The sequence below is a fragment of the Enterobacter sp. fkY84-1 genome (genome assembly GCF_052974705.1).
In genome coordinates this window covers 541951-558673 of the sequence record NZ_CP169393.1, presented here as the reverse complement: position 1 = coordinate 558673, position 16723 = coordinate 541951, and the positions used below count along the sequence as shown (strand labels likewise).

At 47.6% G+C, this 16723-nt stretch carries 14 protein-coding genes and 2 pseudogenes; all 16 read right to left on the bottom strand.

From position 1 onward, the window contains the following. Positions 1-106: 106 nt before the first annotated feature. The 16 genes and pseudogenes from ACEPLT_RS02615 to ACEPLT_RS02540 all read right to left on the bottom strand — a co-directional run bounded on the left by ACEPLT_RS02615 (position 107) and on the right by ACEPLT_RS02540 (position 16643). A pseudogene (locus ACEPLT_RS02615) lies at positions 107-3353 on the bottom strand (type I restriction endonuclease subunit R). Beyond that, positions 3350-3469, bottom strand: a pseudogene (locus tag ACEPLT_RS02610) (restriction endonuclease subunit S); the annotation flags it as partial. The pseudogenes ACEPLT_RS02615 and ACEPLT_RS02610, both read right to left, overlap by 4 nt. Before the next feature lie 90 nt (positions 3470-3559). After that, entirely contained in the window at positions 3560-4717 is a 1158-nt protein-coding gene (locus ACEPLT_RS02605; RefSeq protein ID WP_447088323.1) for a restriction endonuclease subunit S, read from the bottom strand. Next, on the bottom strand, positions 4717-7077 hold the full coding sequence (locus tag ACEPLT_RS02600; RefSeq protein WP_232928577.1) for a type I restriction-modification system subunit M: 2361 nt from the start codon (positions 7075-7077) through the stop codon (positions 4717-4719). The genes ACEPLT_RS02605 and ACEPLT_RS02600 overlap by 1 nt, the downstream gene beginning before the upstream one ends. Before the next feature lie 956 nt (positions 7078-8033). Continuing rightward, positions 8034-9005, bottom strand: a complete 972-nt coding sequence (locus tag ACEPLT_RS02595) for a hypothetical protein (protein WP_196557836.1) — start codon at positions 9003-9005, stop codon at positions 8034-8036. A 487-nt stretch (positions 9006-9492) separates the two neighbouring features. After that, entirely contained in the window at positions 9493-9870 is a 378-nt protein-coding gene (locus ACEPLT_RS02590) for a type IV toxin-antitoxin system YeeU family antitoxin (RefSeq protein ID WP_048294094.1), read from the bottom strand. Between the two features lie 25 nt (positions 9871-9895). Next, positions 9896-10117, bottom strand: coding sequence for a DUF987 family protein (locus ACEPLT_RS02585; protein ID WP_161398214.1), 222 nt, complete (start codon positions 10115-10117; stop codon positions 9896-9898). Beyond that, positions 10114-10656, bottom strand: a complete 543-nt coding sequence (gene radC, locus ACEPLT_RS02580) for a RadC family protein (RefSeq protein ID WP_265926181.1) — start codon at positions 10654-10656, stop codon at positions 10114-10116. Before radC ends, ACEPLT_RS02585 begins: the two co-directional genes overlap by 4 nt. Before the next feature lie 12 nt (positions 10657-10668). Further along, positions 10669-11112: an antirestriction protein gene (locus ACEPLT_RS02575; protein ID WP_196557833.1), complete on the bottom strand. Its 444-nt coding sequence runs from the start codon at positions 11110-11112 to the stop codon at positions 10669-10671. A gap of 30 nt (positions 11113-11142) precedes the next feature. After that, positions 11143-11964, bottom strand: a complete 822-nt coding sequence (locus ACEPLT_RS02570; RefSeq protein WP_196557831.1) for a DUF932 domain-containing protein — start codon at positions 11962-11964, stop codon at positions 11143-11145. A 91-nt stretch (positions 11965-12055) separates the two neighbouring features. Further along, complete coding sequence (locus ACEPLT_RS02565) at positions 12056-12397, bottom strand: hypothetical protein (RefSeq protein ID WP_196557829.1); 342 nt, start codon at positions 12395-12397, stop codon at positions 12056-12058. A gap of 34 nt (positions 12398-12431) precedes the next feature. Beyond that, positions 12432-12896: a hypothetical protein gene (locus tag ACEPLT_RS02560; protein WP_196557827.1), complete on the bottom strand. Its 465-nt coding sequence runs from the start codon at positions 12894-12896 to the stop codon at positions 12432-12434. A gap of 125 nt (positions 12897-13021) precedes the next feature. Further along, positions 13022-13180: a hypothetical protein gene (locus ACEPLT_RS02555; protein ID WP_196557825.1), complete on the bottom strand. Its 159-nt coding sequence runs from the start codon at positions 13178-13180 to the stop codon at positions 13022-13024. 212 nt (positions 13181-13392) lie between these two features. Continuing rightward, positions 13393-14280, bottom strand: coding sequence for a GTPase family protein (locus ACEPLT_RS02550; protein WP_196557823.1), 888 nt, complete (start codon positions 14278-14280; stop codon positions 13393-13395). 96 nt (positions 14281-14376) lie between these two features. Then, positions 14377-15318 carry a hypothetical protein gene (locus ACEPLT_RS02545; RefSeq protein ID WP_196557821.1) on the bottom strand — a complete coding sequence of 314 codons (942 nt, stop codon included), beginning with the start codon at positions 15316-15318 and terminating at the stop codon, positions 14377-14379. 779 nt (positions 15319-16097) lie between these two features. Then, on the bottom strand, positions 16098-16643 hold the full coding sequence (locus ACEPLT_RS02540; protein WP_447088322.1) for a hypothetical protein: 546 nt from the start codon (positions 16641-16643) through the stop codon (positions 16098-16100). Between the last annotated feature and the right edge of the window lie 80 nt (positions 16644-16723).

The window sequence follows — 16723 nt, the reverse complement described above, 5'->3', positions numbered from 1 at the left end:
AATTACTGACGGTCAACAGTACATATTTTGATAATCTAAGAATAGGGATGAAATGTCTTATTTTACACCTGACATAACATCCCTCATTCTGACAGAAAGTGAAACCTTATGCCCCTTTCAACATATCAAACACCACGCGGGCAAAGCCCTTCGCCAGTTCAGGATTAGAGAGATATTGCACCATCATCTCCTGCTGGGCTTCGTTGCTGTCCATAACAGCGTCATCAATCGCCTTCGGGAAATCCCCCAACATCGCCTGTTCGCGCGTATTGTTCGCGATCTGGGTCATCACCGCCTGGTTTTCTGACAGCTTGTCGCGCACCGCAAAGGCATAATTGATCATGTCTTTATCGGTCAGATTATCGGTGACAAAAAGCTCGTTCAGACGAGCCAGGATATTTGAAAGAAACTCCTCTTTCTTGTCCTTTGGTTTCGCCGTTCCGACATCATTACCCGGTTTGATTTTGTATTCTTCAGCATCCTCTTGCAGCTTCAGGTGCTGTTCGTGGAGTTTGGACAGGCGGTAATGGCTCATCTCCACGTTGCTTAAATCAATTTCATCTTCTTCAATACGCTGTTCATGCAGTAACGGACGCAAATGACGAGCAAAGAGACTCAGCTTTTCAAGATTCTTGTCGTCATAATCGACGATTTGCGACATAAACTCGTAGAAGCGGACAAAGCTGCCGAGATCTTTCTTAAAGATATCCAGCTTACTTTTTTCTTTCTCGCAGTCCTTAAAGGTGTTTTCCGCATTGGTGATCAGCACAACATCGCCGGTTTTCTTAGTGCGTTCAAACATCTCTTTGGCCAGCACATAGGCATCAATCGCTGAGGTGTAACGATGCTTCCAGCGCTCTACCGCAGGTTTGCAGATATTGCTAATGGCCGCGTTGGATTTGTTTTTACTGAAGAACGCCTCACAGAACTGTTCTACCTCGTTCCACAGGAAAATACCGCTGGTACGCAGCTTTTCATAAAGCTCAAAGACCAACTGCGGATCGCTGACATCCATCAGCTCTGCTGTCTGGTAGTACGGCTGGAAAGCCCCCAAAATCTCGTCAGGTTCGTTGTAAAAATCAAGCACAAAGGTGCCGGACTGTGCCTTCCCAGGATAGGTACGGTTCAGGCGAAAGCGTCTGTACGCATTCCACGCCGCCCAGCTTTTTATCCACATACATGGCGCACAGCTTAGGCTGATCAAAACCGGTCTGGAATTTGTTGGCCACCAGCATCACCTGGTAGTCGTCAGTATCAAACGCTTTACGCATATCCCGGCCTTTCAGGCCTGGATTCATATTGATCTCGGTAAATTTCTGGTTGAGCAACGCAAGGCTGTTGTGGTCATCCTCATGGAATTCCACTTCCCCGGAGAACGCCACCATCGCGCTGATCTTGTCGTACTTGTGCTCGGCGATGTATTTATCAAACGCCAGCTTGTAACGCACCGCTGCTTTACGCGAACTGGTTACTACCATCGCTTTCGCCTGGCCTGCCAGTAAGTGCATCACATGCTTGCGAAAGTGCTCAACAATCACCTTCACTTTCTGCGACACGTTATGATCGTGCAGCGACACCCATTGGTTGAGTTTGATCTTCGCTTTCTTGCTGTCCACTTCCCGGTCAGGATCGCCCAGCTTTTGCAGCAGCTTATACGCCACCTTGTAGTTGGTGTAGTTCTTCAGCACATCAAGAATAAAGCCTTCTTCGATGGCCTGGCGCATGGAGTAAATGTGGAACGCTTCCGGTTTGTTCGTTTTCGATGCAGGTTCCTGCGGATTCGGGCGACGGCCAAACAGCTCCAGCGTTTTGGCTTTTGGCGTAGCGGTAAAGGCGTAATAGTTGAGATTGTTGCTGCCTTTACGCGCGGCGACGGTGGCATCCAGAATATCTTCTGAAGACATCTCCACATCGTCATCCGCCTCTTCCGTCATCAGCACTTCTTTCAGCTGACGCGCCGTAGAGCCGCTCTGCGAGGAGTGCGCTTCATCGGCAATCACCGCGTATTTACGCTGCTTGAGGCTGACGCTGTTTTCAATCGCCTTCAGGACAAACGGGAAGGTCTGAATGGTGACGATAATGATTGGCTGCGAGTTTTCCAGCGCGCTGGCCAGCTTCTCCGATTTAGAACCGTCGCCCTCTTTGTTATTGATACGCCCGACTACGCCATCCTGATGCTCAAACTGATAGATGGTGTCCTGCAACTGGTCATCAAGCACGGTGCGGTCCGTCACCACAATCACCGAGTGGAACTGCTTCTCGCCATTCTCATCGTACAGGCGGGAAAGCTGGTGGGCCGTCCAGGCGATAGAGTTCGATTTGCCCGACCCGGCACTGTGTTGAATCAGGTATTTATTGCCGGTGCCTTCCACCGTGGCGGCGATGATCAGTTTGTTCACCACATCCCACTGATGATAGCGCGGGAAAATCAGGCTCTCGCTTTTGTACTTCAGGCCAATGGCATCTTCTTTTTCGACGATTTGCAGATGCACGAACCTCGCGAGAATTTTCAGCAGATTGTCCGGCAGCAGCACCTCATTCCACAGGTAGCTGGTGGCGTAGTCGTTGGCATCTTCCGGGATATCGTTCCCCGCACCGCCGTCATGGGTGCCTTTGTTAAACGGCAGGAAGAAGGTTTTATCGCCATCGAGTTTGGTCGCCATAAATACTTCGTACTGGCTGACGGCAAAGTGCACCAGCGCCCCGCGTTTAAAGGTCAGCAGCGGCTCGGGCTTATTGGTGCCGGGATCTTTCGGCAAACGCGTTTTCTTATATTGCGTAATGGCGTTTTGTACCGTTTGCTTAAATTCAGACTTCAGTTCCAGCGTCGCTATTGGCAGGCCATTGACGAACAACACCAGGTCGATACGCCATTTCTTCGCCTTTACACCTGTCTCTTCAAATACGGCGCTCGACGCATGCGGGCTGTAAACCAGCTCCGGTACAATGCGGCAGATATTCTGTTTGTAGCGCGTCAGAGTTTCCGGATTGAGATTATGTTCCGGCTTAAACTGACACAGGGAAAAACGCGCATTATGGCTTTTGATACCATGACGCAGCACGCCTAGGGTGCCGTAAGTGCGCGAAAGCATATCGGTAGCGTTGATGTCCGCTTTTTTCAGCTGCGCCACCAGCGCATCGAGGAAATGACGCTCGGTATCGGTAGGGTAAATTTTGGCAAATTTCTTCCATTCCTGCGGCTGTGTGGTCTGCACAAAGGCCAGTGCATCCTGGGAATACAGCGCACGTTCGCGATCGTAGCCGTCGGTTTTGCCACAAATCCAGCCTCTTGCTTCCATCTGAGCAATCATCTCATTCTGGAAAATCAGCTCTTTGGTGCTGTCCATGCTCATACGGTGGCCTCCTGTGGCTCCTCAACATTTTGCGTGTCCGGGGCAACCCAGTCGCGGACGTCGATTTTTCCGGTGACGGCGGCGGAGATAAGAGCGGTGCGGCGCTCTTGCATTAAATCTATTGCAGATTCCGCTTTACAAATTAAGGACTCAAATTGAACAAACTGCTTTTCTATTTCCATGCATATAGAGGCAAGTTCATCTTGTTATGGAAGTAAAATTGGGATATTCCCAAGATCTTCCATTGATAGATTCGGCTGGGCAGCCTGAACCGCGCCCATTCCTATTATCCTCTGGATGGTATCCGTCCCAAGCCAGTAATAGACCCAATCGGCATGATTACTATTTTTAGTGCGAATGAAACTTACTGCCTGATTTGTGTTCGCAGGCAGTATCTCTTTTTGAAGAACTGAAGCCATACCAGTAGTTGCACCCGCTATGATAACTAAGACATCCCGTTCTTGAAGCCGACTTCTTGAGATTTGTTTATCTACGTCATTACTAATATAGAATTCTGGTAATGAATTAACAAACTTTGACTTACCAATATTTTCTGCTTTTAAAAATCGAATACCTTCATCAACAAAATCACCACCAATGGTGCTCGGTGTTGTACCTTTAGATATCTGTTTTGATAATTGCTTAATGCGGCATATTTTCCAATGCTCCGGAACTTCCCCCAACCACTCAACACCAGAATCTTTCATCGGCACATCAGGGTTTAGCCCTTTGGTAACGGAATGGCTAATCACAGCCTGACGTTTTTCTTTCAGCAGTTCAATCAGTTGCTTTTGCTTCTCGATCAGGTTGTCGATTTTTGCGGTTTCGTGCTCCAAAAAATTAGCAACTTTCTCTGCTTCACTACGTGAAGGTGCAAGTAAAAATGAGTTTTTTATAAGCTCTTGGTTTAATATCTTTGCACCATAGATATTAGTTGATGCATTTTCAATAATAAATATCGGAAGTGCATAGTACAAATATGATAGAGGCAGTTGAGCTTGGTCCAAAAATGATGCGATAGCTTCATTTGTATAAAGATCACATCCTGCAAATGAAACTGCGCCAACCGATAGTTTAAAACTATATAGCAGAGACCCCCTAGGAGTGATAACCATTGATGCTTCTTTTGCAGCTTTATCAGAGATACATTTTGCTGTAGATGAAATAAATTTATCTTTTAAGTCAGAAATATTGACCCATAGATTATCACCAATGAAATTGGCATCATTCTTTGTTGGCGGGGTCCAACCAACCTGAAATGGAGCAAGATACTTTACTTTACTGATAGTCCAGCCCTTAGGAATCTCCCCCAACCACTCAACCCCTGAATCCTTATACTCCGGATATGCCGTATATTTAGCCATCAGGAATGCACCTCCTGCAGCAGCTTCATAATCTCGGAGCTCACTGCATCCAGATCGGCATCAATCTCTTCTAACGGGCGCGGTGGCTGATAGACGTAAAAATGGCGGTTAAACGGAATTTCATAACCCACAATCCCCACCTCACCATCTTTCGCATCACGCTTATCAGCGTTGATCCACGCGTCATTCACGTGCGGTAGTACTTCAGACTCGAAATAGTTTTCAATCAGGTCGCTGGTGGATACCGCCGGGTTCAGCGGCACGTTCTCGTTATCACGCAGCTCGCCGTCCTGCTCAAACTCCACCACTTTGCCTTTGTATTCAAACGCACCGTACAGCGGCTGAGCGGCTTCTTTCAGCACCTTCTTCACCACTGGCTCAGCATCCGGGTTTTTCGTGGTGATTGCATCGATAAACTGCTTGTTCTCTTTCGCATCCAGCTTCACGCCAGCCGTTTTGATGGCCCCTTTCAGGGTCAGTTGGAACTGGTTAAAGTCATTGCTTGCCAGCGTTTTACCACCCGCCTGCGAACCCAGAGCCGTCTGAATCTGCTGCGCTTTTTCCATCAAGGCGCGCTGTGCCTGCCACAGCTTGCTGTCGAGCAGGTCTTTAATCTGCTTCTCTTTCAACTCGGCAAATTCAGCTTTGATAATGGCGCGCGCTTCGGCTTCCAGTTCGGAGAAATCACCATAGCTATCTTCCTGCCATTGGGCTGCGAACTCTTCACACAGACGTTCCATCGGCGCGTTAAACGGCTTCGGTGCAAAACGCAGAGTTGCAATCGCCTCATCCGTGATCTGAGCGGATAAACGCAGCGGACGTTCAATGGTCAGGCGGCGGTAGCCAAAGTCGGTGCTGTTAAAGATTTTGCTGGCGAAGGTTTTCGGCGCTTCGGTTTTGGCAGTCACAGGTTGACGGCCACGGCTGGATTTTTGCTCGGTGGCTTTTTCCAGACCCAGTTCTTCCAGAGTTGTGGTATCCACCACCTTAAAATCGCCAAAGGTCTGGGTGATCAGTTTAATATCGTCTTCGCCCATCAGGTTGCGCTTGGAACCCAGCGATTTACGCATTTTTCCGCATAGGTTAGTGCCATCAATCAGCTGCACTTTGCCTTTACGCTCAGGCGCTTTCTTGTTGGAGAGTATCCAGACGTAGGTGGCAATGCCAGTGTTATAGAACATGTCCGTTGGCAGCGCGACAATGCCTTCCAGCAAGTCGGCTTCCAGAATGTAGCGACGGATTTCGCTCTCTCCGCTGCCCGCTCCACCGGTAAATAGTGGTGAACCGTTAAGGATAATCCCGATACGCCCGCCGTTGCTCACGGTGCCATCCACGTTGTGGTTGTCGCGCATTTTGCTGATCAGGTGCATCAGGAACAGCAGAGAGCCGTCGGATACACGCGGCAGGCCAGGGCCAAAGCGACCGTTAAAGCCTTTCTGCGTATGTTCGTCGTTAATCTCGCCCTCAATCTTTTTCCAGTCCACGCCAAACGGTGGGTTAGAGAGCATGTAGTCGAACTGGTCCAGCGGCAGCTGGTCGTTAGAGAGGGTGTTCCCCAGCTTAATGCGGCTGACGTCCTGACCTTTGATCAGCATGTCGGCTTTACAGATAGCATAGGATTCCGGATTCAGTTCCTGGCCAAAAGCACGCATGACGGCTTTAGGATTCAGCTCGTGCACATACTCCATGCCCGCAGAGAGGAAACCGCCGGTTCCGGCCGTCGGGTCGTAAATGGTGCGGATGATACCGTCCTGTGTCAGGGCTTCATCATCTTCCATAAACACCAGCGAGGTGGTCAGACGTACGATATCGCGTGGGGTGAAGTGCTCACCGGCGGTCTCGTTAGAGCTCTCCGCGAAACGACGGATAAGCTCTTCAAACACCAGGCCCATTTCATAGTTGGAAATCGCTTTCGGGCTGAGATCGGTGGTAGCGAATTTCTTCACCACTTTGAACAGCAGGTTGGCATCTTCCAGCAGGCCGACAAACTCACTGAATTTGAAGTGCTCGAAGATTTCACGCGCGTCCGGAGAGAACGCCTGTACGTAGCTTTCAAGGTTAGCTTTGATGTCGTTCTGGCCCATCTTGCCCAGGTCCATCTTCGAGGTGTTGAAGAAGGAGAGCCCGCTGGCGCGCAGCAGAAACTTCTCTTTGGCATCTTCCGGCAGCGGGCTGGTTTTTAATTCATCATATTTCGCCACCACCGCGTCTTTAGTCTCTGCCAACACACATTCAAGGCGGCGCAGCAGCGTAAAGGGAAGGATCACGCGCCCGTACTGAGACTGTTTAAAATCACCGCGCAGCAAATCAGCTACCGACCAGATAAACGCAGCCGTTTGAGAAAAGTTAGTGTTAGTCATGAAACCCTCGGGGAGATCGCAGCCATAATGCAAATGTGCACAGGCAAAAATTCAGTTTTGGAATGCAATGCGCAAAATAATACCCGCTATAAAGGCTATCGCAAACGATACAGGGCAAAGAAATGAACAATGATATTGAATCACTGATTATCAGCAGAGTGAGTAATGTGGATTCTGCTTGCTGTTCATGAAGGAAAATAATTGGGTGGATATGGAATTTCAGACACAAAAAAAGCCGCCCTTAAGCGACTTTAATTTGCATCTTATGGTGCGAAGGCCGGACTCGAATTTCACACCCAATAGACTGATATCAATGTATTTTATAATCAATAGCAGATAGTTATACCCACACTTGTACCCACAAGTTTAAATCCGTACAAAAAATAGACATTACGAGTGGGTATAAAACAATACCAGTTGAACACCGATATGGCTATCAAAGCAAGATTCAGACAAGTAGGAAAGTTTTCTTCAGAGGCACTAACTCCCTCAGGGCAAAGTCAGCTGTCGGTGCAAAACGAACACTCACTGTTACTATGCTAGTTCCCATGGCAAATCTCTGCGTCTATTTACTGGTTTTAAAGTACCCTCATTTCTCAATTGTTGAGCGGCCTAACGAATGTCATATTGCCACGTATACAACATATCGCCGAAATCCCTAAGCTCAGCCTCGTAGCTGTCCCATACATACTTTGAGACTTCACGTGGCCAAGCACTACCACCCCGTTCTTGAAGACACTCGATGAGCCATTTTTCATGCTTTCCCTAGTTACAATCATTTCTCCTAACCTTCACTCGTTGTTCGATACATCGCAATACTGGCATTGATAGCTTCTGGTACAAGCTGGGTATAAATTAATCGCTTGTAGACTTCTATAAGCGAATTGCAGACATAAGGCCCATATTTGCGGCTGGATTAGATCGCAGCAAAAAACCAGTCCGACAACGTGCGATTGTTAGACATTAGGTTCATCATTAGGAAAATCAACGCCTGAAATGAAAAGTTTGGCAGATTCCTTATCGACTGATATAAAATCAGCTTTGTTACTTAACCCCCTTAAATCTCCATTTCTACCTCCTTTAATTTGACCGTGAGGGGTATTAAAAGTGATAGCTTCACCTATAGAGTAACCATACCTATCTAGCTTAGAGTCATATAATCCGTCTGATCCTTTTGGATATTGTTTAAATCTGACTGTGTTATAGTTTGGCTGCAACAAACTTACGAAGGCTTTCTCTGCATCTGCAATAATTTTTTTGTGATCGTAACCAAAGTCCAGATCTATATCACTATCAGGACCGAACGTAGTGATAAATAAAGGCTCCGGGCGGAATAGGAAAAGAAAAATCTCATCAGTAACTCTAGCTCCAGGATAGCGCTGTGGCTCATTAGAAAGTATTTCTTGACGCGCATGATGTCCTTTAGCTATTAGACGACTATAACTATCTCCTTTTTTTGCTATTCCGACATAAAGTAGATCATAGACCATAATATCTGCATAATTATCTAAACCTGATATGCCTTCTTCTTCTCTAGATCGATACCATAGAATATTTTCTGGTGTAAATCGAGCCAATAAGAATTTTTCGCCATCTTTTTTGTAGAAAAACTCTATTGCTTCCCCCCCGCAACCAACACCAAAATCATTACCCTCAAAATCAATAACTGGCTTCAACTTATATATATGAATGACCCCGCTGCTTTTATGATCACCACCTACAAAAACATCAAAGAAAATTTGGCTATTGTCTTCATTGGCACGAATATTAGAAAATTTTGACTTGGCTTTTCCACCAATTATGTAGAAATCGCTTTGCTTCATATATTCGGCAAAAGGTTCGTCTTTAAACCAAACTGCTTCTTGATTAGAAATGGGAGGGATAACTAGTTCTAAAAATGTTATCTTTGCGCGATTTGTTCCGCTCACTGCTACCTCTATAATTTTCGGGAAAGTTAATTGTCAGCCTAACAGTTGTATATTGTACTGGCCCGCTTTCTCTGGTTTAACCAGATGACACGTCGTATGGTAACTTGCTGGTGAAATGTAGTTATTTAAAATTAACTACTGCTAACTGCAACCAAAATGTGTTGAAAAAGTAATGTCTATATCTGACCTAAAATTTCTAGTTTGTTACAAGCTAAGCACCTAAATTATAGTTATTTTTCTTAATCAGCAACAAATAAATATACCTGATCATTTGCTCAAAGCTAGCTTTTAATGATTAAAGCAAATAATGCTGTATATTTATCCAGGAGCGCAACGAACATCCGTTCCTGGCACGAAGCGGACACTAAGTCACCGTTTATAGTCATCCTGTTAAAGAAGATGCCGATAGTAGATGAGTAAGTAACATTTGCCAGATAGTGACGGGATGACTCCGCTGCACGTAGAGTTGTTGCAGGTTGAAATTTCATTATGGTTCTCGTGAAAGTAATTTACGTTGAGTGGGATAAACAGCGATGTATACATAACCACAGCTACCAAGCGTATCGGCTTCGCACGTAAGCCCGTTGTGATATAGCGTGACGCAGTTCTCATGCCGGGGAGAGAGTTCTCCGCTGGTGAGCATCAACTCAAGTTGCTTGATTATCAACGGAAAGGCCTGATCCAAGTGTAGCGCGTCATCGTCGCTGAAAGCACCGTAAAATCCGGCCCGGTCAGCGAGAAAATGCACCCTGTTGCCTTCCTGCACCAGACGAGCTCCAAAACAGGGTGTGATCGCACTCTTTAGCCCCCACTGCTGGCAGGCTGGATTCTCCGGCTCGTCACCAGATTCTGAGTGATTGTTCATTATTGTTCCTGATTAAAGTAAAGGATTAATTGAGAGTAACGCTTCGAAGAATGACATAGGGACCATTGCGGTCCTGACGACGTTCAGCAAACACGGCCAGAACGCCGCGTATGTCCTCCACCTCGCGGCCAGCATAATGGCAGATACTGCCTGACCATTTATATTTGCCCGTACTGAAGCGAAACAGTCGGGAGCCAGGTTGTTGCCGGTACAGGGTCATTGCCTGGCGTTTGCTGATGATTTTCATATCCAGCCTCGCTCTGCGAACGACACAATGCCCTCTGAACCGATGACCAAATGATCGAGCATATTCACATCAACCAGTGCTAGCGCTTCTTTAAGCCTGCCCGTAATGTTGCGATCGCATTGACTTGGCTTCGGGTCACCGGATGGATGGTTATGCGCCAGTACGACAGCTGCAGCATTGAAGCGAAGCGCTGACTTCACTATCTCACGAGGATGGACCTGGACATGGTTAACCGAACCGGCAAATAGCGTTTCGCTCTCCAGTAAACGGTGTTGGTTATCGAGATAGAGCACCATAAACACTTCCCGTTCTTGTCCTGCCAGTTGTAACCGAAGCCAGTCACGGGCAGCAGTGCTTGAGGTAAAGGCTATCCCAGGCTGGCGCAGATATTTATCCAGCAGGTTGATAGCCCGGCGGATGGTCCGTTGGGCATAAGGTGTCAATCCGTATGTCGCGGGAAGCAGGCAACCATGCTGGGCCATAACCGCCAGCGGAAAAAGTTCAGGCTGTGATGATACCGGGGATAATGCGATATTCATGTCAGGTATTCCTCAGTCGATTAGATGCATAATGGCGCTGCATTCCGGATGGTTTAGCACGTAGTCGCGTAAGCGATAATAGTGCTCAGTCATCGCGTCACATTCGGTACGACAGGCGTGGTGGCTGTAAGCCATCAGACAGGCGACTATCCCTGCCGCTTCACCAGTAAGTTCCGCGCCGTTGCCGTTCATACTATTGAACAATGTCCACTTCTCATTGCTTTCTGCCTCAGGAGCCATAAAAGCGCCGCCGTTGCTGAGCGTCGAGAAGTTCCAGATACCACCGTGATAATCGGTACACAGGCGGTCCATCCAGGCGAAAATGCGAGGTTCAAGGGTTATCCATTGTGGGATGGAGCCAAAGTGCTGTGGCCAGAAGCCGATGCGTAACTCGTCAGGGACCACTGAGGCCGTGATTGCTGTCTGCTCAGCGAACTGAAGGTTTTGTGTATCCATCAAACTATCTCCTTATGCCGGAATGATTGTTTAACGCCCGAAAAATTCGAGCATGTTTTCTGCCATAACCCACAGAGCGCGGTTGAGCTTCACATCGCCGTCAATGCCGGTAACGGCACGGGTGCGGCTCCTTTTCCCCTGAGCGGTTCGCCCTGACAGACCACCTTTCATCAGGTTCTCCTGCACGCGCTGGTAAACGGTCCACAGGTCATCGCTGTAGTCCTCCCGACGACGCGGAGTCAGCAACTGCGATACCGTGACCGGCTGGTGGTCCTCACCAAATCGATACTTCAGTGCAGCATTCGCCAGTGCGTGACGGGCGGGTACAGGTAGCGCCAGAGACTGCATTGCATCGCGTTTCTCATCCACCCGGTCAAAGACCCCAAGCACTTCGTAAGCCCCTTCAATCACCTTATCGACGACATTACCTTTATGCGGTACCCGCACTTCTCCGAATGACTGACCGCAAACCAGGCCGTTGGTACAGACGCCGCGAAATAGCCCCGGCAGCATCTGGTAGCTAGAGGAGCCGTCATGGCTGTTGAGTAAAATGATTTCCGGTACCTGATGACCGTTTAGCTGCCCGGCGCGACGCAGGCGAAGCATGTGTTTGGTATGCTCCCGCTTGCTCTGGTCCCGAACCTTTGTCTGGCAGGCAAAGAACGGCTGAAAACCCTCGCGCTGCAGGCTTTCGAGGATGGTGATGGTCGGAATGTAGGTGTAACGGTCTGAACGCGATTCATGTTTGTCACTCCCGAATACACTGGGAACATGACTCTTCAGCTCTTCATGGGTCAGAGGGCGTTCACGGCGAATCTGGTTAATATGGCCAAAGCGGCTGGCTAATCTCATGAGTAATTCCTTTAAAAGAGGCAAAAGAAAACGCCCCGCTCGTTTGAGCAGGGCGTTCAGATAGAAAAGAAGGGTGGAAAAGCGCGCAGTGTCAGCTGTCAAAATCAAATTGCCATGCGCCTTCGCTTGTCTGGACCACCACTTCCAGTACATTACAGGGAACCATCAGCCCCTTGCCGGTAAATTCATGGGATACAGCACCGCCAAATCCCAGACGTACTGGTTTCCACGGGCTGGCGAATTCTGCATCCTGGCAGTTTCCCCGGTTGACAATGAGTTGTTTAATCACAATCGAATCGACTTTTGATGTAATCCGAATCAATGAGTAGTGGCTGTAGCTTCCGGGACTAACACTGACGCTAACCGGTGAAGAAGCGGCCAGCGAAGAAAATGACAGCAGACAGAGTGCTGCGACTGTGATGATTTTCTTCATTAAATGTCCTTTAACCTGTAAGTGTGAGGCAGAACTACAGTGCAAATCCGGGCACGCAGCCGTTGTCACCGAACGCAGGAAGAACTGCAGCAGCCCCCGCTAAAGTGAAAGTGACAGGTTTTACCCCGCTACCTGAAACCACAACACGTTTGCCGGTGCGTAATTTGTTCCATGCCCACATCACATTGTCAGACCCCACATGAGACTCGCTCTCGCTGATATTCACTTCTTCAGCATTATCAATTCTCATGGTAAGTGTCTGGCCACTGTCTATCCTGACCTGATGGCCGTTCACGTCAGTGAAGATAATGGTCGCTGGCTGTGAGCCGGAACTGTCACAGGCGAGGTATAGTTGTGATTGCCCTTTACCGAGGATGGTGTATTCAGACGTTCCCTGGGCATAGCCACTTACCCAGCTATCACGGTTGCCAAACGCATGCGAGACAGAAGGCGTCAGCACTGAAGTCAGTAAAAATGAAATAAACAGTTTATTTTTCATTGGAGTGTCCTGTCAGAAGCCAGCCATATTGCCCAGGGTGGTGATAATGAACAGCAGGCAGGCCATAAAGATAATGAGGGTGATGTACCAGCGGGTTAACTTACCGAACAGACGCAGAAATGTTTTCATGTGCGGTCCCTTGCAATAAGCCAGTACAGCAGCCCCGCCAGTATCGGGTCGATTATCAGACCGAGAATGAACCAGCCCCAGAACGAGCGTCCGTTAGCGGACGCCACGAAACCCAGCAACAGCGCCAGCGCGCCCCATAACAGAATTAACGGCATATACTTCCCTTAATGCGTGACAATCCCAGCGATACATCGCATTGATTTTGATGATTAAAATTAACAAATCACATAATGCCCTGTGGATTATGTGGCTACCGGATTAATCATGTACAACGATGAATATCGATCGGCTCGATCGACAAAATCGATCGTAATGAAACAAGAAAACTTATCGAAACCGATAAGGCCATTCATCGAAAGCGAAGTGTCTAACCGAAGAAAAATCCCCACAGGGAGCGTGCCGCACGGGCGACAGTGTGTGTTACAGACTGCAGCGCAATGCGAGCCACCTGTGGTAGCGGGGCCAGATCAATAATTTTATCAATCACTTCCACCACGGCATCGCCAAAGCTGCTGCTGGCGGTGCTGATGATGGCTTCGGTGTGATACCCGTTCTGCAGGTGGGGAACCAGCGGGCTGCGGGCCTGCTTTGGGAGGCGGGTAATCATCGCTTCCACCAGACGTGACAGGCGATAACGCCCCCGCACCGAGACCGGCAGAATATCCTGCTCAGCAATCCCTAACTGACGGGCTACAGCCTGCTGCTTCTGTACAATACGCTCAGCCTGTAACGCCGCGGGCTGAGCCGATAACCAGTTCCACTGCTCCGCCGGTTCGGTTTTGTCCACCTGATTGAGCACCCATAACACCGGCGGCTGCGGCCCACAGTACTGCACGAACACGTCCCGATAAAACTGCTCTTCTACCGCATAAGCCCGGTCATCGGCCTTGAGCACCCACAGCACCATATCGAGTTGCGGCATGAGGTCCCGGTACAGCTCACGATATTCACCGTCACGGGTAAAACTTTCACCCACGCCGGGTAAATCAACGAGCGTCAGGAAATGATTACCGAAACGTAGCCGTACACGCTGTGGCTGGCGGGTACAGGCCTCCACTGCATTGACTGCACAGACTTCACTGCGGAACAGCGCGTTACACAGCGAGGATTTACCGACACCAGTTTTACCCATGATGCCAATCACCGGTTCATAAGTGACCAGACGGTTAAGTTCCTGGATTAGATGCTGGCGCAGCGCGTGCGGATAACGCCGCAGATGGCGGCGGATAAGGGCATATCCTGAGGGATGTTTCATATCGGCCTCTGAATGAAAAAAGGCCATCCGGAGGGGATGGCCTGTTAAATATAAACGGGAGGGAATTCAGTAAGGTGATATATAACTGATACTTTTTTAGTTTTTCTGATTCAGCTCAGACCAGGTTTTTTCTATCAAATATTCAATGACATCAGCCCTGTTACGGTTAAAACGCTTCTCCAGTTTGACCAGCGTATTTTTAGCACCTGGAGAAATACGAATATTAACCGGTGCCTTATCGGCAACTTTCTTACGATGTTTCATATTTGCGTAACGCTTACGCAATGTATTAAGGTAAAGAACTTTCGTGTCTTCTCGACCATCCCATAAGTAGTAAAGTAATGGTATAGCCTGAGACAGAAGAGACTCACTAAGATCCCACTTGTTTATGTTATTTAATAAGTTCGGGTGACCATTAAACTGTTTCCAGACCCATTTGACATCTTCCGGCCCAGCATCTGTAAACCAGGCGAAATCTTTTCGGCGGAGGTCTCTTATATGCGAGTAATCGATTTTTATTTCGTCGAGTGTACGTTGCAACTTGTCAGGTGAAAAGCTGAGCAGGTCAAGAATATATAATCCAGCCATAAAACACTTCTTTGGATTATCTGGCGTTCGGATTGGAAGTTCATTAACGGTAATTCTTGAGTTACTTTTATCACATACTATTTTTTTGTCATAATAACTGTTGCCAGCAAGTGATATGATCTCATCACCAAGCCGTTGCTCTCTGAATTTTTTTAAAAGATAAAGCCAAAAAAAGACACTGGATTTTTCATCGTGAGAGAACCAGGATGCAATTGTTTCATCAACACAGTACTTTCTGTACATCCCCTGGTTTTCTAGAAAATTCTGAATGATCTCTGATTTATCATTTTCTGTTAAATTTTGCTCAATAAGTCTGTTAATGGCTCCATTGAAACGGAGAAGTTCTCTCTCACTCCCTGATGCATACAAGCTGGCTAAATCAGTATAGCCGAGATACCACAAAATATAGACACCCTCTCTGATAGACCTTACTTCAACATGCCTGTTCATCCTGCTTCCTCTGATAAAAAATGTATGATTTACAACGGCAAGCATACAAGGAATTTACTATGAAAAAAGCGATATAATACTCAATTTGTAATGGTTTTAATTTACAAATACATTGCAGATTTAGCATGTTTTTAAAGGGACTTTGTGCTTGCTTATATATGTCTTTCATGATTATTTTTGCGTGATTCAATGCGAATATCACACAATGCATAACTACAAAAAACACTTACAAAACAATAAATTATACATTTAAGTTTGTTCTTACTATATGCATTTATCATAAAATTATCGTAAGTGACGGTTTGATTTGCGTCATATAACACCTGTACGGCAGCTTTCGTGAATGCGTGGTGATGTTAATCAGGTGACGTGAATCAACTGGTCGCCAGATATGATCTGGCTGACGGAACGATATACGACACTATCGGGGCTGGTGGGTAACGTCTGGGAGCTGGAATGCGGGTAAGATCATCATTACCAGATCCATGCTGCGTTTTATCTCAATGGTCAGCGTTACAGGAAGGTCTGGTGCTTCCGGGAGCCCATACAGTTTCTGTGGAAGGGCATCGTGGATGAAGAAGGCTATGCGAGCCTAAAGGACACGACTCTGTAAGAGGCGAACGAGACGTGAACTTTTCCGACTACAGAGGACTGGAGGGCATACAATGAATCCTGAGCTTTTTGGATAAGCCCTCGCAGCGGACAGAAAGCCGGATATGAGTCAGCTCAGTTCCAGCACCGGCGGTGAGTGGCAGACCGCACTCATGTGTTTCCAGCCATTAATCCAGTTTTACCTGACGGTTCTGAGAATAGGTATAACGAAATTTATCACCGTAGATGGATTCCGTATCCAGCACAAAGTCCAGCAGATGTGGATCTTGTGAAGCCCACTTCACTCGTAGTCGGTCTTCAGCACAGTTTTTATCTGACCCTCTTGCCTCAACCAGAAATATTTCTTCTCCAACCTTGAAGGAATCATTCGGACGCGGACCACCAATCACAAAACATTTAGCGTTAAGGCCGAGTGCCAGAACTGCTCCAAAGAAGATATTGTTGTCAACGGGCTCCACGGGTTTACCATTGACCATCACGACCACCCTGTTAACAAAGGCCGTTCCCATACCGTTGTTGATGGCATAAATTCCCCACTGATTTTTTCGCCCATCATTGGAGAAATAGGCATTTATTCTCGGTTCGACAGAAATATGGTTGTGCCTGATTTCCTCTCTGCCCTGCCAGATAGCGAACCCAAGTGAGATAATGGCAATGATGATCCCTGTAAGTGCGAGGATTGAGTCCCGGTAAGTTGTCAAAAAATGACGCATAAACGGTGTTTCCTTACGATAAATTGAGTAGTTTCGATGCTGTGTTGTTGATCCGGCATACGCTGTCATTAAGGTAAATA

Coding starts and splice junctions, on each gene's coding strand:
- ACEPLT_RS02600 (WP_232928577.1), bottom strand. CDS start 7,077: ATGACTAACACTAACTTTTCTCAAACGGCTGCGTTTATCTGGTCGGTA.
- ACEPLT_RS02585 (WP_161398214.1), bottom strand. CDS start 10,117: ATGAAAATCATCAGCAAACGCCAGGCAATGACCCTGTACCGGCAACAA.
- ACEPLT_RS02540 (WP_447088322.1), bottom strand. CDS start 16,643: ATGCGTCATTTTTTGACAACTTACCGGGACTCAATCCTCGCACTTACA.
- radC (WP_265926181.1), bottom strand. CDS start 10,656: ATGAATATCGCATTATCCCCGGTATCATCACAGCCTGAACTTTTTCCG.
- ACEPLT_RS02560 (WP_196557827.1), bottom strand. CDS start 12,896: ATGAAAAATAAACTGTTTATTTCATTTTTACTGACTTCAGTGCTGACG.
- ACEPLT_RS02575 (WP_196557833.1), bottom strand. CDS start 11,112: ATGGATACACAAAACCTTCAGTTCGCTGAGCAGACAGCAATCACGGCC.
- ACEPLT_RS02550 (WP_196557823.1), bottom strand. CDS start 14,280: ATGAAACATCCCTCAGGATATGCCCTTATCCGCCGCCATCTGCGGCGT.
- ACEPLT_RS02605 (WP_447088323.1), bottom strand. CDS start 4,717: ATGGCTAAATATACGGCATATCCGGAGTATAAGGATTCAGGGGTTGAG.
- ACEPLT_RS02555 (WP_196557825.1), bottom strand. CDS start 13,180: ATGCCGTTAATTCTGTTATGGGGCGCGCTGGCGCTGTTGCTGGGTTTC.
- ACEPLT_RS02565 (WP_196557829.1), bottom strand. CDS start 12,397: ATGAAGAAAATCATCACAGTCGCAGCACTCTGTCTGCTGTCATTTTCT.
- ACEPLT_RS02590 (WP_048294094.1), bottom strand. CDS start 9,870: ATGAACAATCACTCAGAATCTGGTGACGAGCCGGAGAATCCAGCCTGC.
- ACEPLT_RS02570 (WP_196557831.1), bottom strand. CDS start 11,964: ATGAGATTAGCCAGCCGCTTTGGCCATATTAACCAGATTCGCCGTGAA.
- ACEPLT_RS02545 (WP_196557821.1), bottom strand. CDS start 15,318: ATGAACAGGCATGTTGAAGTAAGGTCTATCAGAGAGGGTGTCTATATT.